Origin of the sequence: Rahnella sp. NRRL B-41462 (assembly GCF_003263525.1) — a bacterium.
Classification (GTDB): Bacteria; Pseudomonadota; Gammaproteobacteria; order Enterobacterales; family Enterobacteriaceae; genus Rahnella; species Rahnella aceris.
The window spans coordinates 1-22,588 of record NZ_JYDF01000101.1 but is presented as its reverse complement, the minus strand read 5'-3'; the positions used below and the strand labels follow the sequence as shown (position 1 = coordinate 22,588).

Below are 22,588 nucleotides of genomic sequence, written 5' to 3'. Positions count from 1 at the left end.
TGGTGATTTTACTTATTCGTTTGATTAATAATAAAGCGATAAGGATAATATTTTATTTGAGAAATAGATCATTTACCCACCAACTGATCATTTGAATGAATTAACCAAACCATAAAGATCATAGACAGTGATATTTCAGATTAAAAACTCATTATCATTTAATTAGACAGGATGCCACCGACTATTCAATGTATAGAACACTTGATAGAATTCGGCGTCTGAAGGTGATGAATTCACTTTATTTAATCCGATAAAGTCATCTTTAGATTAACCACTAATTTTTATTTCTGAATGGACGCAAAAAATGAAAACCAAGTTCAAGCTCTTAGCGGGTGGGATATTTTTGGCTATGGCTGCAAATAGCTATGCGATCGATGGCGCTATTAATTTTACGGGTGCGATTGTTGAAGAGGCCTGTGAAATCAATGGGGGTGAAGAGCTCAATATACCTTTAGGGACTTATTCAGCAGCTCAATTCCAGGAAATTGGTGATCTCTCTCCGAAGATCCCTTTTACCCTGCCACTTGATAACTGTCCTGTCGTTACTGAAAGTAATCCTACCCCTCACTTCCGGATATGGCTGGAGTCAGATACCGTTGCTGATACCACTGATTTGATTGCACTTGGCAATGATTACGGTGATGAAATGGCGGATGGTGTCGGCATCAGAATCGAAGATGCAGAAACCAACGAGATAATGAAAATCAACGGATTACCTGACATCATCTATCCAATCCCCGGAAAGGTTATGAATGTCAACCTTCTCGCATACTATGAGTCGTTTAAATTGCCTGGCGATATCACTGCCGGTGCGGCAGACGCGCGCGTGAAAGTCACTCTCGATTACAGATAAGTACTTTGAGCCTTGCCCTGTAAAAAATTAATTCTACAGGGCATCTCTTATACGTTTATTCAATTACCGCATGAATATATTGCTACTGTAAGGATTCATATTCGAATGGGTAAGTCAAAAATATTAACATTACTTTTCATTATAACTTCAGTAGTTACATCACAAATAACCTATGCCGGCGGAATTATTGTCGGACGGACACGCGTTATTTATGATGCAGATAAAAGGGAAGCTACCCTTTCCGTTAAAAATAATGCCGATAACAATCCTTTCCTCATACAATCGTGGGTTGATGCGGGGGGAGAAAAAACACGCGGTCCTTTTATTATCACCCCGCCACTATTTCGACTGAATGCTCAACAGGAAAGTAACCTGCGCATTTCCTATAATGGCAGCGCCCTCCCGACAGACAGAGAGTCCGTTTTCTATATCAATGTTAAAGCGATACCTTCAACGCCAAAAAATACAAAAAACGAACTTAAACTGGTGGTCAATACGCGGATAAAGCTCTTTTACCGGCCAACAAAACTGCCCGGAAAATCGTTTGAAGCACCGAAGGCGCTCACTTTCTCCAGAAATAACGGGCATCTCGTTATCAAGAATCAGAGCCCTTATCACGTTGTTTTCAGTTCACTCAGCATTGGCTCAACTTTTTTAAAAGAGGTGGCCATGATTGCGCCATTGAGCGAGCTGGATGTCATTCTTCCCGCGAAAATCTCAGGCAACAGTGTGAAATGGGAAGCGATAAATGACTATGGCGGCACGACAGAACGATATGAGCAACCTCTGTAACCGGACCAATAAAGCCACGCCATAACTCACAGCAATCGCCTAATTACGGCAACTCAGAAGCACGAGAAAACTATGCTCACGGATGAAAAATTTTTACAGAAGAGCTTGTCTGGAGACATTAAAAAGACCTCCGCGCCGCTCGTGCTAAAACTGGGTGGCCTGCTGACCAGTACGGCTTTGGGATTACTCGCCGCTCACCCGGCCCGTTCAGAAAATGTCTATTTCGATCCTCAGTTCATCGAGCGTCAAGCCGGTGATGTTGGGGATGTCGACCTCTCGTTGTTCCAGAGTAATGACCAGGCACAGTTACCAGGTAACTATGACACTGCATTGTATGTGAATAAAAAATTAAAAATACGTCATTCAATCAGCTACTTGTCCAAACCAGACGGCACGCTTGAGCCACAGATCACGCCTGATATATTGCGGTTACTGGGCGTCAATGTTGATGCGTTTCCGGCGTTAAAAAATCATCAGCCGGACGCACCTTTGGGTTCGCTTGCACAATATATCCCTGCTGCAGACGTCAAATTTGATTTCTACCTCATGCAGCTTAATTTCAGCATTCCGCAGGCAGCGATCCTTCAAAAAGCTGAAGACTATATTGATCCGGAAAAATGGGATGACGGCGCGCCTGTACTTTTCTCAAATTATTCCTATTCAGGCGGCCAGAGGAGTTACCGAAATGGCAGTGATGATTCCAGCCAATACCTGAATCTGCAAAATGGCTTCAACGTAGGCCCGTGGCGCTTACGTAATTATACGACTTACAGCAACAGCGGAGGTGAGAAGCGTTGGGATACGATCTCAACCTACGCCGAACGGGATATCAAAACCTTAAAATCAAAATTCCAAATCGGTGAAAATTCGACCTCCGGAGAAATTCTCAGCAGTGTCCCGTTCTCCGGGGTTCAGCTTTTTTCTGACGATAATATGCTGCCAAACAGCCAGCGCGGTTTCGCACCCACCATACGGGGTATTGCAAACTCAAATGCAGAAGTCACTATCCGGCAAAATGATCACATTATTTATCAGTCTTTTGTCCCTCCGGGTGCCTTTGAGATTAGCGATCTTTATCCCTCATCCTACAGCGGAAATCTTGAGATAACGGTGAAAGAAGCTGACGGGACTGAACGCCGGTTTAATCAGCCTTTTTCAGCGATTCCCATCATGCAACGCCCTGGTCGTTTGAAATACAGCGCAACAGCGGGGACTTATCGCGCGACAGATAACAATGAGAAAGAGCCAACCTTTGCTCAAGGTACGGCTATCTATGGTATTTCAAACACCATTACGTCCTACGGTGGCTCTGTGGTATCTGAAGATTACCTCTCAGGACTCATCGGCATGGGTTATAACCTCCGGTGGCTGGGCGGCATTTCGGCTGATGTTACCCATGCCCGTTCTACACTGGACAATAATCAAACCACCTCAGGTCAGTCATATCGCGTCCAGTATTCGAAAAATATTGAAATGACCGACACAGATTTCAGTCTGGCAAGCTATCGGTACTCAAGTGCGGGATATTACGACTTCGATGAGTCCACACAATATCTTGATGGCGACAATGTTCCGGAACTTGATTATCACAAACGCAGTAAAATCCAGTTCAATATCAATCAGACATTGTGGCAAGGCGCGAGCCTGTATCTGTCAGGATACAAACAGGACTACTGGAATAACAGCGGCAAGGAGAAGAATCTCTCACTGGGCTTAAACAACAGTCTGTTTGGTATCAGCTATAACCTGAGCTATTCCTACAGCCAGTTACAGGATCAGGATAACGATCAACAGATATCCCTGAACGTCCGTATTCCGCTCAGCCGTTGGTTGCCACAAAGCTGGGGGACATACAATGTCTCTCACCAGAAAGGCGAAGGGACACGGCATCAGGTTGGATTAAGCGGAACCGCGCTTGACGATCGTCGCCTGAGCTATTCAGTTCAGCAAAGTTATACCGATCATAACAGTGAAAGCGGCAGCAACCTTTACTCTTCTTACCGCTCCTCCTTTGGCAATCTCAATGCAGGTTACAATTACAGCAGGGATTCTCAGCAACTCAGCTACGGCATTGCCGGCGGGATCGTGGCGCATTCCCGGGGTGCCACTTTGTCTCAACCTCTCGGTGATTCCTTTGCATTGATTGATACCAATGGGGCCAGTGGGGCACGTCTGCAAAATCTTCCTGGCGTCAGAACAGACTGGCGTGGTTTTGCTGTCGTCCCGTATCTGACTGCGTATAACGAAAACCGTATCGCCATGGACACCACCACCCTGCCTGACGACGTAGATATCGAAAATACCTCAGCCATTGTGATCCCGAATTCCGGCGCCATGGTGACGGCACATTTTGATGCCCGAGTGGGGGCCAGAGTTTTGGTGACACTTGTCAGACCAAACGGGGCCACAGTCCCGTTTGGTGCCGTGGCGGCCACTGATAAACAAAGCAATATCGTGGATGAGGGCGGCGTCGTTTATCTGTCAGGTATCCCGTTAGAAAAACCCGTTTTACTTCATGTCAAATGGGGGAATAACGCATCTCAGCAATGTCAGGCTCAACTCAACATTTCTGCCTCAACCTCTCAGGTGAATTCGCTGACGGCTCAGTGTATTTAAGGATAATTCATGCACACTAAAAAACAGGTTTTGCACAACCTGACATCACTCATAAAGCTCGCACTGTTGGGGATCGCCATAAATAGTTTTTCATCCCTCGCACAAGCGGGATCGGCAATGTGCTCGCCAGAAAATGGTGCCGGCGTGAGTTATGAAAACTTTCTTCATGAAGACATCCCCGCGTCGGACAACGAGAGAGGGAAAAAGTATGAAAAAAGCATGAATGGTGGAATGCAAAATTACACCATTGCCTGCAATTGTACCGACAAAGATGCCAGCAGCCGCAGTGGAGTACTGCTGATGTACACCGTAAAAACCGCCTTACCTAAGGGAACTGAGCCGGGATATTACAAAATTAATGACCACATTGATGTCAAAGCAAGCCTTGATCTGCCTCCGGCAACTGATGTTCCGGTGCCGACGACCAAAACACTTGGCGATGCCACGCATCACACAGATGCAAATAATAACGGCGTTTGCGTGCAGCAAAATACCCGTGCCAGCCTCGACATTGGTTCTCAAGGCTCATTAACTTTTTATATCACCACCCCTTTTATCGGAGAACTGGATATACCAAGAACAGAGATCGCTGAGATTTATTTGTCATCAGGTACGGCCATAGTGACCGCCCCTCCGCTTGGCTCCCCTGTTGCCCGCGTCTACGTCAGCGGAAAACTGACCGTGCCCCAAAGCTGCGAAATCAATAAAGGTGAAACGATCACGGTCAATTTCGGTGCCATCGCCACCAATAAATTCACCACGCTCAATCAGCCTCCCAGAGGGTTTATTCCTGTAACGTTCAACATTACGTATGACTGCACAGCCAATGGATTGCCGAAGATCCCGGCAGGTACACAGCTTGCCATGCTGTTGAAGGGGGACGACCTGACAGATCAGTACACGCTGGTCGCCAGACGCCGGCCTTCTGACAATAAAGCCGATATTGGTATTCGCGTTGAGAATGCCAGCGGTACAGCGATCCCTTTTGAATCTGGAAACTTACCCATGAATCAAAACGGTATGGGAAACATCTCTATGACGGCTTACCCAATTAACCTCATTGGTGGCGGGCTGGATACCGGCGAATTCAGTGGGATGGCGACCTTGAAAATAGATATCCGATAAGCCTGCCACGCTGTTCAGTTCACAATCTCAATACTCACCAACCGGCTGTCCGCGCGCCCGTGGTCGTCCACCGCGCGAATGCGATACTGGCCGTTATTGATAGGCCGCCAGTCGATAGCGGATTTGCTGGCGGAGCTGCCGAGGTAGATGTCATCGACAAACCAGTACACCGTTTTACTGTCCGCATCCGTGACCGCATTAAAGGAAATCCGGTCACGGCCTTGCTGTGACTGCCGCAGCGTGTAGGTGGTATTTTTCAGCGGTGACGTGATGCGTGGCGGATTGCCACTCACGTCAACGCCCTCATCCTTGCAGTGATTCGCCGGGGGCTTACGTTTTGGCAACCCTGCCTGTGCAAAAACATTCGCCAGATCCGATGGCCAGAACTCAAACACTTCCGTACGGGTTTCGTCCTCCTCATAAGGCGGGCATGCCACTTCACCGGTCAGTTTATCGAGGCGCACCGGGCGGTAAACCGTATCGACTTTGATCGGCGACTTGCCCGGAATAAACCAGGTTTTGCCTTTTTGCTGGCACCACGGCGTCGGCAAATCACCGCTGGCCAGGCAGATATCCACCCTTTTCAACCCTTTGGGAAACGGGCGTTTGGGTTCCTGCAAATCAGGATAACTGGCGGTAATGCTGTCGATAATATTGAAGAACAGCGGCGCGGCCGCATCGGCACCGACAAACACGTTGTTGCCTTTGCTGTCGAAATTCCCTTCCCACACCACCAGCACGTAAGGCCCGAAAACCCCCACGCTCCAGGCATCACGAAAGCCCCAGGACGTGCCGGTTTTCCAGTAAACTGGCAGTGAAGACGGTGCCTGTGCCAGCGTATCGCCCGGACGGCGGTGCTGGCGCAGCATATCGAGGGTGATGAAACTGGCCTCTTCACTCAGCAACCTGACCGGCGTTGTCTGCCGCGGATCGGATTTCTGCATCCGTAACGGCTGTAAGACGCCACGGTTCGCCAGCAACGCGTACAGTTTTGCCAGTTCCTGCATCGTCACTTCGCCACCGCCCAGCACCAGCGATAAACCATAATGGTTCTCGCTGGACATATCCGCCACGCCGGAAAGACGCAGAAACTGATAGAACGTCGGCTGGCGAAGCTGTGAAGCCACATACACGGCCGGAATGTTGCGGCTGAAGTTCAGCGCATCGGTGGCAGTCACTGGTCCGAGAAATCGCCGGTCGAAATTCTCCGGCGCATATGCCCCAAATGCTGAAGGTACATCTTTGAGAATAGTCATCGGATGCAGCACGCCCTGCTCCATGCCCAGCGCGTAAATAAACGGTTTGAGCGCCGAACCGGGCGAGCGTTTCGCGTTGGTGCCGTTCACCTGCCCCTGAATCGTACGGTTGTAGTAACCGGCGGAACCGACCAGCGCACGCACACCCATATCACGGGTATCGGCCAGCACAACAGCAGCATTGTGAATCCCACGGCTTTCGTTGCGGGTGATAAACGCATTCACCTGCCGCTCGATCAGCCGCTGCAAACCGGCATCCAGTGTGGTGTCGATACGGGTATCCGTGCGGATAATTTGCGGGTTCTGCTGGCGTAACTGCTCGATGAAATGCGGCGCAATATAAGGCATCTGTTCGGGCTGGCGCAGTGCCAGCGGCAATCTGAACAATGAAGTCTGGCTGCTGTCGGTTGCATAATGGGCCTGCCAGCGCTGGAAAAGCCGGTTACGAGCCTGCGTCAGCGCCGCACCGACAACACCGGTTTTAGAGTCGATACGGTAGCTCGGCGATTGTGGCAGAACCGCCAGCGTCAGTGCTTCCGGTAACGTCAGATCCTTCGGGGCTTTGTTGAAATAAATCAGGCTGGCCGCGCCAATGCTTTCAATATTTCGCCCGTACGGTGCGGTATTCAGATAGGCTTCGAGAATGTCATGTTTGGAATAACTCAGTTCCAGTTGCACCGCGCGCAGAACCTGCATGATTTTACCCGATGGCGTGCGGGTGTTCAGATGCCAGTGCATCCGCGCCAGTTGCATCGTGATAGTGGAGCCGCCCTGCATCTTTCCACCCGTCACATAGCTGCGCCAGAACCCCCGCATCAGGCTGAACGGGTTAAAACCGGGGTTGATATAAAACCAGCGATCTTCATGCAGCAACAAGCTTTTCACCGCCAGCGGAGAAACCTGTTCAAGTGGCGTCCAGAGGCGATAACGGTCGTCGTTCGCCAGCGTGATACGCATCAGCGTACCCTGACGGTCATAATAGACGGTGGAAAAAGGCTGGCCCTGAGAAAGGAGCGGATGTGACCAGAGGCGGCATGCCACAATAATCATCGCCAGTAAAAAAACCGCCATCGCGATGTTTTGCAGCAGACGTTTGGCTGTTTTAGAAAATGCGCGAAAGGTGATCATCTTGCTACTCAGAACAGGTTAAGCCCCGCCATCAGCGGCGGGGCTTCTGCATTGTGTTATTTTTTAGCAACAGCCGCTTCATCAGCCGGCACGACCACCAGTTTTTTATCACTGACCGACAACGCCTGAACTTCACGGTTATACATCGCTTCCCCGTAAGCCGGAGGGATCACGAAACTGCCGGTGTTGGTGGCTTTAATCTGATACACAAACTCCTGCACATCGGTGCTGGCGCTGCCGTAAATCACCACGCGATCTTCACGAATATCGCTGTAATCCGGTGCCCACGTAGAACCCGATGCCGCCAGCGGTGACTGCCAGGACGCTGAAGCTTCTGCTTCACTGTTTTCATCACTGCTGTCAGATTCCGGTTCCAGTGGCGTTTGCTGGACCACTTCGAATCCGCCCGGCAACAAATCCACAATCGCCAGATTGTCCTGCCCTTCCTGCGAGTTGGCGCGGACTTTCAGATGCACATTGATCTTCTGCCCCAGCGTCACCTGCGTGACTGCGTTGCCTTTTTCATCGGTGTAATCGCGGGTGATTTCCAGACCGCGGGAAATGGCTTTCTTCGGCGCTGCCAGATCGTAACCCGCCTGCGTCACCACGTACCAGGCGGGCGCGTTATTGCCGTTTTCAATGCGAAGTGCCTGTGCGTCAGCGGTGAAATTCGCTTTAGCAAACAGCCCCTGAACCTGTGAAATCAGCTGCGGTTCCACATTTTTGGTTTTGCTTAGTTGCGTAATTTTCAGCGCATCCGGTGCCGTGGCCTGCGCCGCCACCTGTGCGGAATAACTCTCCAGCGCCAGAATGCTCATTGCCGAGGAATACGTGGTGTAGCGTTCCTCTTTCAGTGCCTTGACCATATTTTCCAGCACCTGTGGCGGAATCGCGGAGACTTTTTCCGGGAAGTGACGGGTGATCAGATACAGCCGCGTCGCGTCCTGCACCAGTGGATCAAAGTAACTTTGCGTCCACCAGGCTTTGTCATACGCCTTGCTCAGTTGCGCCCACGTTGGTTGCAACAGCGTATTCGCCTCATCATCCATTTTCAGCAGACGGTAAGAAGATGCCAGATACATCGCGCTGAGATCGGTTTTCCAGGTGTCCGGATAGCGCTGCTGCAAGGTATCCTGCACCGAGGCCAGCGAACTGGTGGTGATTTCACCCTGACGGGTCAGCAAATAAACCGCCCATGCGCGCAGACGCAGGGTATACAAATCATCATTCTGATTTGCCGCCAGTTCGCGCAGTGCCGAATTGGCTTCTTCCAGCATACCGGCTGGCAACGCAACGCCCGCCGCTTTGGCTTCCAGCAGATATTGCACTACATACGGCGTGACGAACGGATCGGTTTGCGGCGATGAACGCCACAGGCCAATCGCGCCGCTGTCGTTCTGTCGTGAACGCAGCACCCCCAGCATATCTTTCAGTTGCTTGCTGCTGTCCGCCGGGCTGAGATTGCCACGCATTTCCGGATGCACGGTTTCGAGGATCAGCGGCACCGAGCGGCTGACAATCTGCTCAGAACAGTAATACGGATAATCCGCCAGATACTGGGATAACCCGCTGGTCAGTACCAGCGGCGAGTTGGACACCGCCGCGTTACGCACCGCGTAAGCATCAAACATCTGACGCAGGTTATCGACGTTCTGGCCGCTGCCGTTCATGCGTCCCATCACCGACTGCGTGCGGAACGGCATTGCCGGGCGCACCGACGTACTGATCGTGCGGCGGCTGGTTTTATCGCCATACGTCGCCTCAAACACCAGCGGCGCATCACCCGGCAAGGCTTTGGCGCGTAAGCGGAAATTAATCACGCCCTCGCGTTTTTCAGCCAGCGACAGGTTCTGATCGGCCTGGCCCACCACTTCAAGCTGCGGCGGTACAGTCAGGTGGATAGCAACAGGAATGCTTTTGCCGTTCAGCCCTTCGAGGTTGTTACTGACACCTACGCTGACATCAAACTCATCACCCGGTGCCACCATCGACGGCACGTTTGGCGTCATGATGAAGTTGTCGCGCACGGTTGCCGAGGTCTGCGCTTTACCGATTTTGTCCGGCGTCACGGAAATCGCCATCACGCGGATTTTACCGTTGAAATAATCCGGCACCGGATAATCAAACTGCTTCTCGCCGTTCACTTCGGTAATGCCCGACCAGTACGCCACCGGCTTGTCGCGCTTACGTTTAAACGGATTGACGTTCAGATCCAGACCTTCACCGGCGTCACCGCCCGGCGCGGCGGCGAGCTGCATCAGCTTGCTGAATTCCGGCAGGATAAGATCCAGAATTTGCGAGCTTTCCACGCCCAGTTCACGTTTACGGAAGAAGTACTCCAGCGGATCTTTCAGGCGATAACGCGCCACCTGCAAAATTCCCTCATCGACGGCAAACAGCGCCACCTGTTGCGGGCCGTCGGTGTTCACCGTCATGACCAGATTTTCCCCCGGTTTAATCACCTCAGGCGCGTTGACGTCGAGAGTGTTCTGGCGGGCTCTAGTGCTGATTTTGAACGGCATCACGCCGTAGCTCAGCGGGCTCATAAAGATTTCATTGGAATTCACATCACGCACGAACTGCACGTTGATGTAGCCGTTGCCTTCCATGCCTGCAGGAACACGGATTTTCTGCACCGAACTGGTGGTGTCGGTATGGAACCACTGCCAGCTGTAGACTTTATCTTTCTCGATGGTAATCAGCCCGCTGCCGGTGTACGGCGCGTTAACGGATACCTCGATTTCCTCACCCGGCTGGTACTCCGCCTGATTGAGTTTCAGCTTCAGTTCGGCATTCCTGTCCAGCGAACGGCTGAGGTTGGCGTTACCGGCCACGGTATAGCCAATGCGGTTCAGCACATTGCCTTTCGCATCTTCAATAACCAGCACGAAATCACCCGGTTTATCCGTCGCCAGCGTCAGGTCGTTGCCCTGCGCCGTCAGCGACAGCGGCTGTTCCGACAACTGCACTTCCTTCATTTTCGACTGATATTTGTAAACGCCGGAATCCTGTTTGGTGAGCACTGAAATGTATTTCTGTTCAATCAGCGCGACTTTCAGATCCGGCAACGCAATCTGCTTCAGCGACGGGTCGACCGCAATAATGTTCAGATGGCGCGCTGCATCGCGGTTGATATAGCCTAAATCGCCGTCGGCTTTTACGCCGACCAGAGAGTCATACGGCGATACCAGCACCCGAGCCGTTGCGGCCACGGAACGTCCGCCACCGGCCACGAACGCCTCGGACAGCAGTTGCAACTGATAGGTCGCGTCAGCGTAAGATTTCAGATCCAGCGGGATATTCGCCGCGCCTTTTTCATCCGTCGTGCGGTCTTCCAGTTCCGTTTCGAAACCGTCGCTGTTCTGGCGGTTCTCATAGAAAGCGTAATCCGGGAACTGATCGAAGCTCGGATACATCGGGCGCAGCGTCAGTTTCGAGGTCACGCGCCGGTCCTGCGCAGGCGTACCGAACAGGTTCTGTACGTCAATATTGGCCTGCAATTCTGAGGGTTTCACCCAGCCTTGTTTACGCTCCGGCGTCAGTTGTAATTTCACCTTCAGCTGATCCGGCTCGAACTCTTTGACGTTAACCGAGGTATGTCCCAGCAAAGTGGAAGACTCATTGTCTTTGCCGATCAGATACAGATAGACATTCCATTCACCGGTAGGTGAATTATCGTCAGTGGTATAACTCAGCTCATTGAAACCGCTGGCACCGAGCGTCAGCGGGATAGTGCTCATCAGCTTGTCGCGCGGGTCGTGAATTTCCGCACGCACCGGCACACCCGCCAGCCCGTTGCTCCAGTCGGCAGCGCGGGTGATCAACCCGATATTGAAGGTATCCCCCGGACGATAAACGCCGCGATCGGAGAACAGATAACTGCTCAGCGTACGCGGGTCATTGGGGGTGATTTCGCCATCGACATCAAAACGGGAGAAGTCGAGGCCGCGATCGTTATTCCGGTCCGCTGGCAGGAAGGAGACATCGCCCTCTTTTTCCACCAGGAACATCACCGGCTGACGCTCGCTGGTATAAACGTCCAGCGCCGGGAAACGTACATGCCCGTCAGCACCGGTGGTTTGAGTCAGCAGCGTGACGCCGTTTTTAGCAATAACCGAGACTTTCGCATTTGCCACCGGTGTGCCGCTGTGAATTGACTGCACAAATACGTCGCGTGTTTTATCCTGCGAACGCTTGGCAATAATCCCCAAATCGGTGACAACAACGAATCGCGAATCGCCAACCGGCGCTTCATCTCCGCTCTGGTCTTCATCCTGATACACATTGCCGTCGTCATCCGCTTCCGGTTTCACTTCTTTCTTTTTCGGATCCCATTCCGACAGCGTCAGCAGGAATACGCCGCGATGCGAGGTCGGATCGGTGGAGAGATAACGCGAAAGATCGACGCCCTGATAATTCACTTCACCCGGCTTGTCGTTATTCACCGCCGTCTGATATTTGAAGTGCTCGGTGAAATACTCGTCATTCAGGCGGTTAAATTCCGCCGATGAATATTCACGACTTTTGAACGACACGATGTGTTGCAGCTGGCTCGGGATCACCCGTTTGATGTCCAGGCGCAGCCCCGGTACGTTACGCGCCGCGACGCTGATTTGCTTGTCACCGTTGACCGACAGCAACGAGCCTTGCGACATAAATTGCAGGGATTTCGGATAATCCGGAACCTGAACGATGCGGTAGACTTTTTCCGGCATTTTATAGCCGCCGGAAGATGTCAGAATATTGTCAATCTCCACCAGCATGGCACGGTGGGCTGGCGCATCGAAACGGAAGCTGAACTGCGGCTGATAATCACTTTCCGCGTCATTAAGCTGGATATTCAGCGGGGTGGCCTGCGCGAGCACATTATTCTCGACGCTGTCGACTGCCCAGCTTGCGTAATCATCCGGGCCTTTGGCTTCGTCCTGATCGTTTGGATTATGCTGTGGCAGTAACCACACTTTGACTGCCTGGCGGATATCTTTGTCTTTGACCGCGTCGCTGAACCCGACGATCAGCGCACGCTGGCCTTTCGCGCCATCGGCATCCACCACCTGCGCGCTGGCTTCGTTCACCGTCAGGCTATAGAGCGTCGGCACGGACACCACGCCATTCTTCGCCTGCGCGGTGGCATTTGAGGGTACAGAGGCCTTCACGCCTTCGCCAATGATGACACGCACGGAACCACCGTGATCCAGCGATTTCAGCGGTTCGGAATGTACCCAGGCATTGAGTTTCTTCTGGTCATAGACCACAGAATAATTGAGTTTCGTCCCGGTTTTGGCTTTCCCTTCGGTCAGGCCAAGCGAAATCTGTTTTTCGAAACTGGCGACATCCACCGGTGCGTTGAATTTAACGTTAAAAATCGCGCTGCGTTTTTGGGGATCCTGCGGGTCCTGATAATACTCGGCCTGACCCAACTGATAACTGAAAGCCGGGGCAGAAAATTCATAGCGAGTTTTCGCCAGTTTAATTTGTGGCGCAAGCAGCACATCAGGGGTGAAGTTCACATCATATTTGTTGCCCATCGGCAGCGGATTTTTAGGCGTGAACACTAAGGTGTAACCACTTACCCATTTCCATTCACCTTCCGTGGCAGGTTTCAGGGAAATCCCTTTTTCGACCACTTTGCCCACTTCCGTCACGGGCGCGGCAGAATGACGGAAACTGAAAATGACTTGCTGCGGTGCAGGCTTTTGCGCGGCGTAATTGACGGACTCGGGGCCGCTGACGCTGACGCTGGTGTTCTGATAAACCATTGGTGCAGGTTCTATCGGCTGCGGGCGATTGAGCCACCAGTGCCAGCCGTAAACGCCAGCACCTGCGGCGCACAGCAAAACCAGAATCGCCAGACTGATGGCTTTCGGGTATTTATCTACGCCATTTTCCATCCGCGTAAAGCTGCGCTTCAGCCAGCCGGAAGTGGCCGTCCACCAGGCAGGTGCCCGCCAGTCAATATTCCCGACCAGCGGTTTGAAGACACGACCCAGCAGGCCCAGAATAAAAGCCAGCACGCGGAAAACACCTTTTATCAATGTAAAAGGCAGACGAAGTAAGAATTTTAATAAATCCATTTGTTGCTGTACCCCTAATCCCTGTGAACCATCGCCAGAAGTGATATTTTTATGCGAATCAGGACTTTTATTAAATTCAACGCATTGCGCCGCAGGATAATGATTATTCGCCTAAAAAGCCATCAGATAAAGCGTAGCAGCAACCGGGAGTTTCCGGCTGATTTCTGCGCTGCCAGCGACACGATTGTGTGAAACAATAGCGCGAGGATTTTGCGCAAAGCGACAGGTGACATGAAGACGAAACTGATTACCCGTGAAGGCTACGACAAGCTCAAAACTGAACTGGATTTCCTGTGGCGCGATGAACGCCCCGAAGTGACCAAAAAGGTCACCTGGGCTGCAAGCCTGGGCGACCGCAGTGAAAATGCCGATTACCAGTACAATAAGAAACGGCTGCGTGAAATCGACCGCCGCATCCGCTATCTGACCAAATGCATGGAACAGCTGCGCATCGTCGATTATTCACCGCAACAGGACGGCAAAGTGTTCTTTGGTGCCTGGGTGGAAGTCGAAAATGACGACGGCGACATCAAGCGTTTCCGCATTGTCGGATATGACGAAATTTTTGGCCGCAAAGACTACATTTCTATCGACTCGCCGATGGCGCGCGCGCTGTTGAAAAAAGAAGTCGGCGACAGTCTGGTGGTCACCACGCCGGTTGGCGACGCGACCTGGTACGTCAATGAGATTGACTACGGGAAATGATCAGCTAACTCTCAAAACACGCAGGCGGACAGCCTGATGACTGGCATTTTATGTCTTCAAACCGTATAACTGTGCCCTGCTTTTTAAACGAAAAAAACTGATATCAGACCTATGAATGATCAACTGAGCCGCATTATCGCAAGTGAATTGCAGGTTCGCCCGGAGCAGGTTGCTTCCGTGGTGCGTCTGCTGGATGAAGGTAATACCGTGCCGTTTATTGCGCGGTATCGTAAGGAAGTCACCGGTGGGTTGGACGATACCCAACTGCGTCAGTTGGACACCCGTCTGGGTTATCTGCGGGAGCTGGAAGACCGTCGCCAGACCATCCTCAAATCTATCGAAGAACAGGGCAAACTCAGCGACGACCTGGCAAATGCCATTAATACCACGCTGAGCAAAACCGAGCTGGAAGACCTTTACCTGCCGTTCAAACCCAAGCGCCGCACGCGCGGACAAATCGCTATCGAAGCCGGTCTGGAGCCGCTGGCCGAATTGCTGTGGAACGATCCGCAAAACGAGCCGGACGCTGCTGCCGCAAAATTCATTGATGCCGATAAAGGCGTGGCCGACACCAAAGCTGCCCTTGATGGCGCACGTTACATTCTGATGGAGCGTTTCGCTGAAGATGCCGCGCTGCTGGCGAAAGTCCGCGATTACCTGTGGAAAAACGCCCATCTGACGTCCCGTATGGTGGAAGGTAAAGAGCAGGAAGGCGCGAAATTCCGCGACTATTTCGACCATCACGAACCGATTTCTCAGGTGCCTTCGCACCGCGCGCTGGCGATGTTCCGCGGCCGCAACGAAGGTATCTTACAACTGGCGCTGAATGCCGATCCGCAGCATGACGAGCCGCCAAAAGAAAGCTATGCCGAACAACTGATCATCGACCATCTGGGCCTGCGCCTGAACAACGCGCCTGCTGACGTCTGGCGTCGTGCCGTGGTCAACTGGACATGGCGTATCAAAGTGCTGCTGCACCTCGAAACCGAGCTGATGGGCACCGTGCGCGAACGCGCCGAAGATGAAGCGATCAACGTTTTTGCCCGCAACATGCACGATTTGCTGATGGCCGCCCCCGCCGGTATGCGCGCCACTATGGGTCTCGATCCGGGTTTACGTACCGGTGTAAAAGTCGCCGTTGTGGATAACACCGGCAAACTGGTGGATATCGATACGGTTTATCCCCATACCGGTCAGGCAGCAAAAGCCGCACAACAGGTTGCCGCGCTGTGCATCAAACATAATGTCGAACTGGTGGCGATCGGTAATGGCACCGCGTCCCGCGAGACCGAGCGCTTCTTCCTTGAGCTGCAAAAACAGTTCCCGGCGGTAAAAGCGCAGAAAGTGATTGTCAGTGAAGCCGGTGCATCGGTGTATTCCGCCTCCGAACTGGCGGCGCTGGAATTCCCGGATCTGGATGTTTCTATTCGCGGCGCAGTCTCTATCGCCCGTCGATTACAGGATCCGCTGGCGGAGCTGGTGAAAATCGACCCGAAATCCATCGGTGTTGGTCAGTATCAGCACGACGTCAGCCAGTCTCAGCTGGCGAAAAAACTCGATACCGTGGTCGAAGACTGCGTGAACGCCGTGGGTGTTGATCTCAATACCGCATCCGTTCCCCTGCTGACCCGCGTGGCCGGTCTGACACGCATGATGGCGCAGAATATCGTTAACTGGCGCGACGAAAACGGTCAGTTCCGTAACCGCGAACAGTTGCTGAAAGTCAGCCGTCTGGGGCCAAAAGCCTTTGAGCAATGCGCGGGCTTCCTGCGTATCAACCACGGCGACAACCCGCTTGATGCCTCGACAGTTCACCCGGAAACCTATCCGGTAGTGGAACGCATTCTGGCGGCGACACAGCTGGCGCTGAAAGAACTGATGGGCGATTCCAATGTGCTGCGTGGCCTGAAAGCCAGCGAATTCACCGATGAGCAGTTCGGTGTGCCGACGGTCACCGACATTATCAAAGAGCTGGAAAAACCGGGGCACGATCCGCGTCCAGAGTTTAAAACCGCGACCTTTGCCGAGGGCGTTGAAACCATGAACGACCTGATGCCGGGCATGATCCTCGAAGGCTCTGTCACTAACGTCACCAACTTTGGTGCGTTCGTCGATATTGGTGTCCATCAGGACGGCCTGGTTCACATCTCGTCACTGGCGAACAAATTCGTCGAAGATCCCCACACAGTGGTGAAAGCCGGCGACATCGTCAAAGTCAAAGTGATGGAAGTCGATCTGCAACGCAAACGTATCGCGCTGACCATGCGACTGGACGAGCAACCGGGCGAAGCACCCGCGCGCCGTTCTTCCGCGCCAGCGTCAGATTCACGAGACAATCAGAAACGCCACGCGCCAAACAAACCGTCGGGCCGCAATGCCGCGCCAGCAGGCAATAACGCGATGGCCGATGCTCTGGCCGCCGCGCTCGGCAAAAAACGTTAATTCTTCGTTTTTCCCCGCCACACCAAAGCCGCTGATATCCAGCGGCTTTTTTTATGTATCTTTTTTCGACACTTTTTAAACTCTGTCTTAATGAATCAATCACTGAGGTAAATCAATAAATCGGCCATCCGGCAGGCATACGATAGCGACGCGGTGGAGATTCCCGTGAAGAGGCACCCCCTCTTTTCTTTTGTCTCTATACGCGTACTAATTATGATAACTATTCTCGTTTGTACTTCTTTGCGTATTCAATACGCCGTCAGCCACAGGCTGACAATTTCGCACCATGGACAATTTCTGAGCAATATTTCGCAGTTAAGTGAGATCACCGGGCACGGAAGCGCGGCGTAACCTTTGTCACGCTGCCCCCAAAATGCCTGAATGCTTCGCGAGGAACTATGCAACTTCAATCAAAACGTGCTTATAAAATTACCGGCTTTTCACACGAAATCAGCCCGGCTTACCGGCAGAAACTGTTGTCACTCGGGATGTTACCGGGGTCATTTTTCAACATTATCCGCGTTGCGCCGATGGGTGATCCGGTACAAATCGAAACCCGCCGTACCAGCCTCGTCGTCCGCAGAAAAGACCTCGATCTCCTCCAGCTCGAGATGATGGCCTGATCCCAACATCAGGCCTTTGACAGTTCATTTTTCGCGGCGGCCCCGGGCTTGCATGTTTACCTTTTCTGACACGTAGATTTTATCGAATGAAACCATTAACGATCGGCCTGATTGGTAACCCAAACTCAGGTAAGACCACGCTTTTCAATCAGTTAACCGGTTCACGCCAGCGTGTCGGTAACTGGGCAGGCGTGACCGTCGAGCGCAAAGAAGGTCAGTTTGCCACCGCAGCGCACCAGATTACGCTGGTGGATTTACCGGGCACCTATTCCCTGACCACCATTTCCGAGCAAACTTCGCTCGATGAACAAATTGCCTGCCATTACATTCTGAGCGGCGACGCGGATCTGATGATCAACGTCGTCGATGCCTCAAACCTCGAGCGCAATTTATACCTGACACTGCAACTGCTGGAACTGGGCGTGCCATGCATCGTGGCGCTGAACATGCTGGATATCGCCAAAATCCAGAACATCAATATTGATATCCCTGCGCTGTCTGCTCGTCTGGGTTGCCCGGTGGTGGCGCTGGTTTCTACCCGTGCCAGCGGCATCAAAGAACTGAAAGCCGCCATCGACGAATTGCCACAAGTGGCTGTGCTGGAACGTGTGCAATATCATCCGGTTTTACAACAGGAAGTCGATATCCTGGCCGCCGAAATGCCGCCAGCCATGGCGCTGCAACAACGCCGCTGGCTGGCACTGCAAATTCTTGAAGGGGATATTTATAGCCAGACGCACGCAGGCAACGCACAGGCATTATTGCCGCAGGTAAGAGCCCGGCTGGCTGAGCAGAAACTGGACGATCCGGCACTGCTGATCGCCGATGCGCGTTATCAGAGCATCGCGGCGCTTTGCGCAGAGATCAGCAACTCCCACCTTACGGCGCCGAATAAACTGACGCAGGTGCTCGATCGCGTGATCCTCAACCGCTTTCTGGGCGTACCGATTTTCCTGCTGGTGATGTATCTGATGTTCGTGCTGGCCATCAACATCGGTGGTGCGCTGCAGCCGATTTTCGATATCGGCTCCGCCGCGATTTTCATTCAGGGCATGCAGTGGATTGGCTTTACCCTGCATTTCCCGCAATGGCTGACCATTTTTCTGGCACAGGGGCTGGGTGGCGGTATCAATACCGTGCTGCCGCTGGTGCCACAAATCGGCATGATGTATCTGTTTCTGTCGTTCCTTGAAGACTCCGGTTATATGGCACGTGCCGCGTTCGTCATGGACAGGCTGATGCAGTCGCTCGGCCTGCCGGGTAAATCCTTCGTGCCACTGATTGTCGGTTTCGGCTGTAACGTGCCGTCTATTATGGGTGCCCGCACGCTGGATGCGCCGCGTGAAAGGCTGATCACCGTGATGATGGCGCCGTTCATGTCATGCGGCGCACGTCTGGCGATTTTTGCGGTGTTCTCTGCGGCCTTTTTCGGGCAGGACGGCGCATCCGTGGTGTTCTCGCTGTATCTGTTGGGCATCGTGGTCGCTATCCTGACCGGACTGCTGCTGAAATACACCATCATGCGCGGCGAAGCCTCGCCGTTTGTGATGGAACTGCCGGTGTATCACGTTCCGCACCTGAAAAGCCTGCTGCTGCAAACGTGGCAACGTCTGAAAGGTTTCGTACTGCGCGCCGGTAAGGTGATCGTGATTGCCAGTATTTTCATCGGCGCACTGAACAGTTTCTCGTTCAGCGGCAAGGCGGTGGATAACATCAATGACTCGGCGCTGGCGTCAGTCAGTAAAGTGCTGACACCGGTGCTCTCGCCGATGGGCGTACATCCTGACAACTGGCAGGCGACCGTGGGTCTGGTCACCGGTGCGATGGCAAAAGAGGTGGTGGTCGGTACGCTGAACACGCTATATACCGCCGAACACATCACCAATGAAGCCTTCGATGCGGCCAGTTTTAACCTGTTCGATGAACTGGGCGGCGCGGTAAAAGAAACCTGGCAGGGTCTGAAAGATACCTTCAGCATCAGCGTGCTGTCGAACCCGATCGAAGCCAGCAAAGGCGACGGTGAAATGGGCGTCAGCTCAATGGGCGTCATGAGCACCAAATTTGGTTCGGCGATTTCGGCTTACAGCTACCTGATCTTTGTATTGCTTTACGTGCCTTGCGTCTCGGTGATGGGGGCGATTGCCCGTGAAACCAGCCGTAGCTGGATGACGTTCTCGATCTTCTGGGGGCTGAACGTGGCGTACTCACTGGCAACCCTGTTCTATCAGGCGGCAACGTTCAGCACGCATCCGGCACACAGCGCGGGCATTATCCTGATCGTACTGATCTTCAATGCCCTCGTCTTAACCGCCCTGCGCAAAGCCCGCAGCCGGGTCAGCGTTCATCTGCAACCGCGCAATGTGGCGGCCTGTTGTAAACCCGCTACCGGCAGCGATTGCCATTAGGAGATGAGATGACCAGTCTGATTCAGGTTCGCGACAGTCTCGCACTGGCCGGGCGGGCAGATGCCCGCCAGCTCAGCCATCAGCTTAATGCACCACAACCGCTGGTGCAGGCGATGCTTGAACGGCTGGTCGCCATGCGCAAAGCAGAAGTGGTCGAAGCTGATGACAGTTGTCTGAGCGGCAGTTGTAAAAGCTGCGCCGACGGCAAGAAATGCCTCACGGTGAGCTATCAGCTCACCCGACACTGATTCAAAGCCTTTCCTGATAGCCGCGTCGCGGCTATCATCACTCCTCGTTTACGCCCGCAGGAGCCTGCATGATCGACAGTGAAATCACCTTCCGTAAACTCGAAATCTTCCTCGCTTATATGGAAAAGCAAAACATCACGCGTACTGCTGAACAACTCGGTCTGAGCAGCGTCAGCGTGCATCGCGCCCTGCATTCACTGGAAGAAGGTTTACGTTGCCCGCTGTTTATCCATCGTGGCCGCAATCTGCTGCCGCTGCCTGCGGCTGAAGCGCTGCTGGAGCACGCGACGCAGGTCATCGAGCAAATGGAACACGGTATCCTGGCGACCCGGCGCGCCGCCGGTTTTGGCGATAAGCGGCTGAAAGTCGGCACGTTATATTCGCTGACGCTGGAAACCATTCCGCGCCTGATCATGGGGCTGAAACTGCGCCGTCCGGAGCTTGAACTGGAACTGGTGATGGGGTCCAACAATGATTTACTGCACAAGCTGGAAGACGGTCAGCTGGATGCCATCCTGATTTCGACCAGTGATTCCAATGTCGATGCCCAGCGTTACGATCAGTTGCCGCTGTTTCAGGACGATATCTTCCTCGCCGCACCGGCCAGCGCAGAACTGATTTCAGAAGGCACAGCGGATTTACGCGATTACAAACAGAAGAAATTCGTGTCGCTGGCTGAAGGGTTCGCCACCTATCACGGCTTTCAGGAAGCCTTCCAGGTCGCCGGTTTCGAACCGGATATCGTGACGCGGGTGAATGATATTTTCTCGATGCTGAGTCTGGTGCAGGCGGGTGTCGGTTACACACTGATTCCCGGCAGGATGAAAGGCGTGTATGAGAATACGGTAAAATTACTGCCACTGGCTGAAGCCTACCAGATGCGCCAGACCATTTCGCTGGTCTTTCCGCACAGCCGCGAGCACGACCCGAATCTGCTCGCCCTCGCCGCTGAAAGCCGGATGTATGCGCTAGCGAGCAGAAAGCGCTGACGCATTCGTATGGGTCGCCGGTTTAGCGATCGGCTTTCCCACGATTAAGCCCTCAATGGAAATATCTTCATCCAGAGCATCCCAATGCAAACCATAAGCACTGGTTTCGCAATCCTGACGCTGTGCGGGTGTTGCGTTCAGCAGAACAGGAAATTGCGCCAGCGGCACTGTCAGGATCTGGCCATCTTCAAGAGTCACCCACATTGTACTTTCATCAAAACGAACACTTTTAGGCGAAATATTCATTCCATGCTCCTTGAAATAGTGTCTGATAAACGTTAGTTAACGTTATAATTTCCCTGATCTCTTTGGCAGAAAAACCTGTCTGGCGACATAGGGCAACAGGTGAAAGCCATAGTTTGGCTTCTTTCTGACCAGATCTTACATGAATATGATGCGGTTCAAGAGGATTTCCTTCATTGGAATAGAAGAAAAAACGGTAATTTTTAAAGCGTAGTATCACTGGCATGGCGGTGACTTCCCTGTATAAACGGTCCGATAAAAACAAAAAACCTTTCACTCAGGAAAGGCTTTTATTCCGTAGCATCACCAACCTATCACGCCTTTAATCAGCGTTCGTTTTGCCGTAACCGTGTTGCGAGACGTCGCGCAACCTGCATGCCGGACTGGCATAACGACAGCGCTTCGCCCTGCTCCATCGCGCGGCGTGTCAGGCCGCTCAGCACCGCGCCCGGCGGCATTTCAATCGCCAGCCGTACATCGCGCTGATACGCGGCAACCATGGCGTCACGCCAGTTGACAGTACGGGCCATGTTCATCGCCAGGTCGTCAGCGATTTTTTCCGGTTGCCAGTACACACGCCCGGTTGTTCCGCTGAGATAACCGCTGATCGGGCGGGAAATATGAATCTGTTTAAACGCCTCCACCAGTTTCGCCGCAGGCTGACCAAGCAGCGCACAGTGTGACGGCACACTGACCGCCAGCTGATGGGTTTTCTGTGCGCCCTGCGCTTTAGCGAGTTGCATCACCTGCGCCATCGCGGCATCGCTGCCGGCAATCACCAGTTGATCTTCCGCGTTAATATTCGCCAGATATACCGGCGATTCTGCACTGTTGACCTGCGCCACCAGATCTTCAACCTGCATCTGACGCAGACCGGTGATCGCCGAGAGGCCAAAGCCCTGCGGATAAGCCTGTTGCATCAGCTCACCGCGCAGCGCGACCAGACGTACAGCATCGCAATAGTCGAGCGCACCGGCAATCACCGCCGCCGGAAACGCGCCAATCGACAGCCCGCTGCAAAAATCAGCTTCGATTCCTTCGGCCTGACATTGTTTCGCCCAGACCACACCGGCAATCAGTAAACACAGT

15 protein-coding genes are annotated in these 22,588 nt (G+C 52.9%); 10 read left to right on the top strand and 5 right to left on the bottom strand.

Annotation, left to right across the window (positions count from 1 at the left end; all coding sequences use genetic code 11):
* The first annotated feature begins 304 nt into the window (after positions 1-304).
* The 4 genes from UC14_RS21530 to UC14_RS21515 all read left to right on the top strand — a co-directional run bounded on the left by UC14_RS21530 (position 305) and on the right by UC14_RS21515 (position 5,386).
* Complete coding sequence (locus tag UC14_RS21530) at positions 305-853, top strand: fimbrial protein (protein WP_013573598.1); 549 nt, start codon at positions 305-307, stop codon at positions 851-853.
* 105 nt (positions 854-958) lie between these two features.
* On the top strand, positions 959-1,645 hold the full coding sequence (locus UC14_RS21525) for a molecular chaperone (RefSeq protein ID WP_037033679.1): 687 nt from the start codon (positions 959-961) through the stop codon (positions 1,643-1,645).
* Positions 1,646-1,717: 72 nt separating this feature from the next.
* On the top strand, positions 1,718-4,261 hold the full coding sequence (locus UC14_RS21520) for a fimbria/pilus outer membrane usher protein (RefSeq protein ID WP_112198407.1): 2,544 nt from the start codon (positions 1,718-1,720) through the stop codon (positions 4,259-4,261).
* 9 nt (positions 4,262-4,270) lie between these two features.
* The gene (locus tag UC14_RS21515) at positions 4,271-5,386 is read left to right on the top strand and encodes a fimbrial protein (RefSeq protein WP_112198406.1); all 1,116 of its coding nucleotides are present in this window, start codon (positions 4,271-4,273) and stop codon (positions 5,384-5,386) included.
* A gap of 14 nt (positions 5,387-5,400) precedes the next feature.
* On the opposite strand, the gene pbpC is transcribed toward UC14_RS21515, so the two are convergent.
* Positions 5,401-7,770: a penicillin-binding protein 1C gene (gene pbpC / locus UC14_RS21510; RefSeq protein WP_112198405.1), complete on the bottom strand. Its 2,370-nt coding sequence runs from the start codon at positions 7,768-7,770 to the stop codon at positions 5,401-5,403.
* Between the two features lie 56 nt (positions 7,771-7,826).
* Positions 7,827-13,844 carry an MG2 domain-containing protein gene (locus UC14_RS21505; RefSeq protein WP_112198404.1) on the bottom strand — a complete coding sequence of 2,006 codons (6,018 nt, stop codon included), beginning with the start codon at positions 13,842-13,844 and terminating at the stop codon, positions 7,827-7,829.
* A 231-nt stretch (positions 13,845-14,075) separates the two neighbouring features.
* On the opposite strand from UC14_RS21505, the gene greB reads away from it, so the two are divergent.
* From greB to UC14_RS21475, 6 genes are all read left to right on the top strand, one after another.
* A complete protein-coding gene (greB, locus tag UC14_RS21500) occupies positions 14,076-14,549 on the top strand; it encodes a transcription elongation factor GreB (protein ID WP_013573592.1) in 474 nt (157 codons plus the stop codon).
* Between the two features lie 111 nt (positions 14,550-14,660).
* Positions 14,661-16,991 carry a Tex family protein gene (locus tag UC14_RS21495; protein WP_013573591.1) on the top strand — a complete coding sequence of 777 codons (2,331 nt, stop codon included), beginning with the start codon at positions 14,661-14,663 and terminating at the stop codon, positions 16,989-16,991.
* A 398-nt stretch (positions 16,992-17,389) separates the two neighbouring features.
* Entirely contained in the window at positions 17,390-17,614 is a 225-nt protein-coding gene (gene feoA, locus UC14_RS21490) for a ferrous iron transporter A (RefSeq protein ID WP_013573590.1), read from the top strand.
* 86 nt (positions 17,615-17,700) lie between these two features.
* Positions 17,701-20,019: a Fe(2+) transporter permease subunit FeoB gene (gene feoB, locus UC14_RS21485; protein ID WP_112198403.1), complete on the top strand. Its 2,319-nt coding sequence runs from the start codon at positions 17,701-17,703 to the stop codon at positions 20,017-20,019.
* An 8-nt stretch (positions 20,020-20,027) separates the two neighbouring features.
* The gene (locus UC14_RS21480) at positions 20,028-20,267 is read left to right on the top strand and encodes a FeoC-like transcriptional regulator (protein ID WP_013573588.1); all 240 of its coding nucleotides are present in this window, start codon (positions 20,028-20,030) and stop codon (positions 20,265-20,267) included.
* A 68-nt stretch (positions 20,268-20,335) separates the two neighbouring features.
* On the top strand, positions 20,336-21,256 hold the full coding sequence (locus UC14_RS21475; RefSeq protein ID WP_013573587.1) for a LysR family transcriptional regulator: 921 nt from the start codon (positions 20,336-20,338) through the stop codon (positions 21,254-21,256).
* Here UC14_RS21475 and UC14_RS21470 read toward each other — a convergent pair.
* The 3 genes from UC14_RS21470 to UC14_RS21460 form a co-directional block, all read right to left on the bottom strand.
* Complete coding sequence (locus UC14_RS21470; protein ID WP_013573586.1) at positions 21,236-21,502, bottom strand: DUF2442 domain-containing protein; 267 nt, start codon at positions 21,500-21,502, stop codon at positions 21,236-21,238. The genes UC14_RS21475 and UC14_RS21470 overlap by 21 nt on opposite strands.
* A complete protein-coding gene (locus tag UC14_RS21465; RefSeq protein ID WP_014411499.1) occupies positions 21,486-21,725 on the bottom strand; it encodes a DUF4160 domain-containing protein in 240 nt (79 codons plus the stop codon). The genes UC14_RS21470 and UC14_RS21465 overlap by 17 nt, the downstream gene beginning before the upstream one ends.
* 100 nt (positions 21,726-21,825) lie before the next feature.
* Positions 21,826-22,588: ACP S-malonyltransferase (locus tag UC14_RS21460; protein ID WP_112198402.1), on the bottom strand; the 763-nt coding region annotated here is incomplete at its 5' end.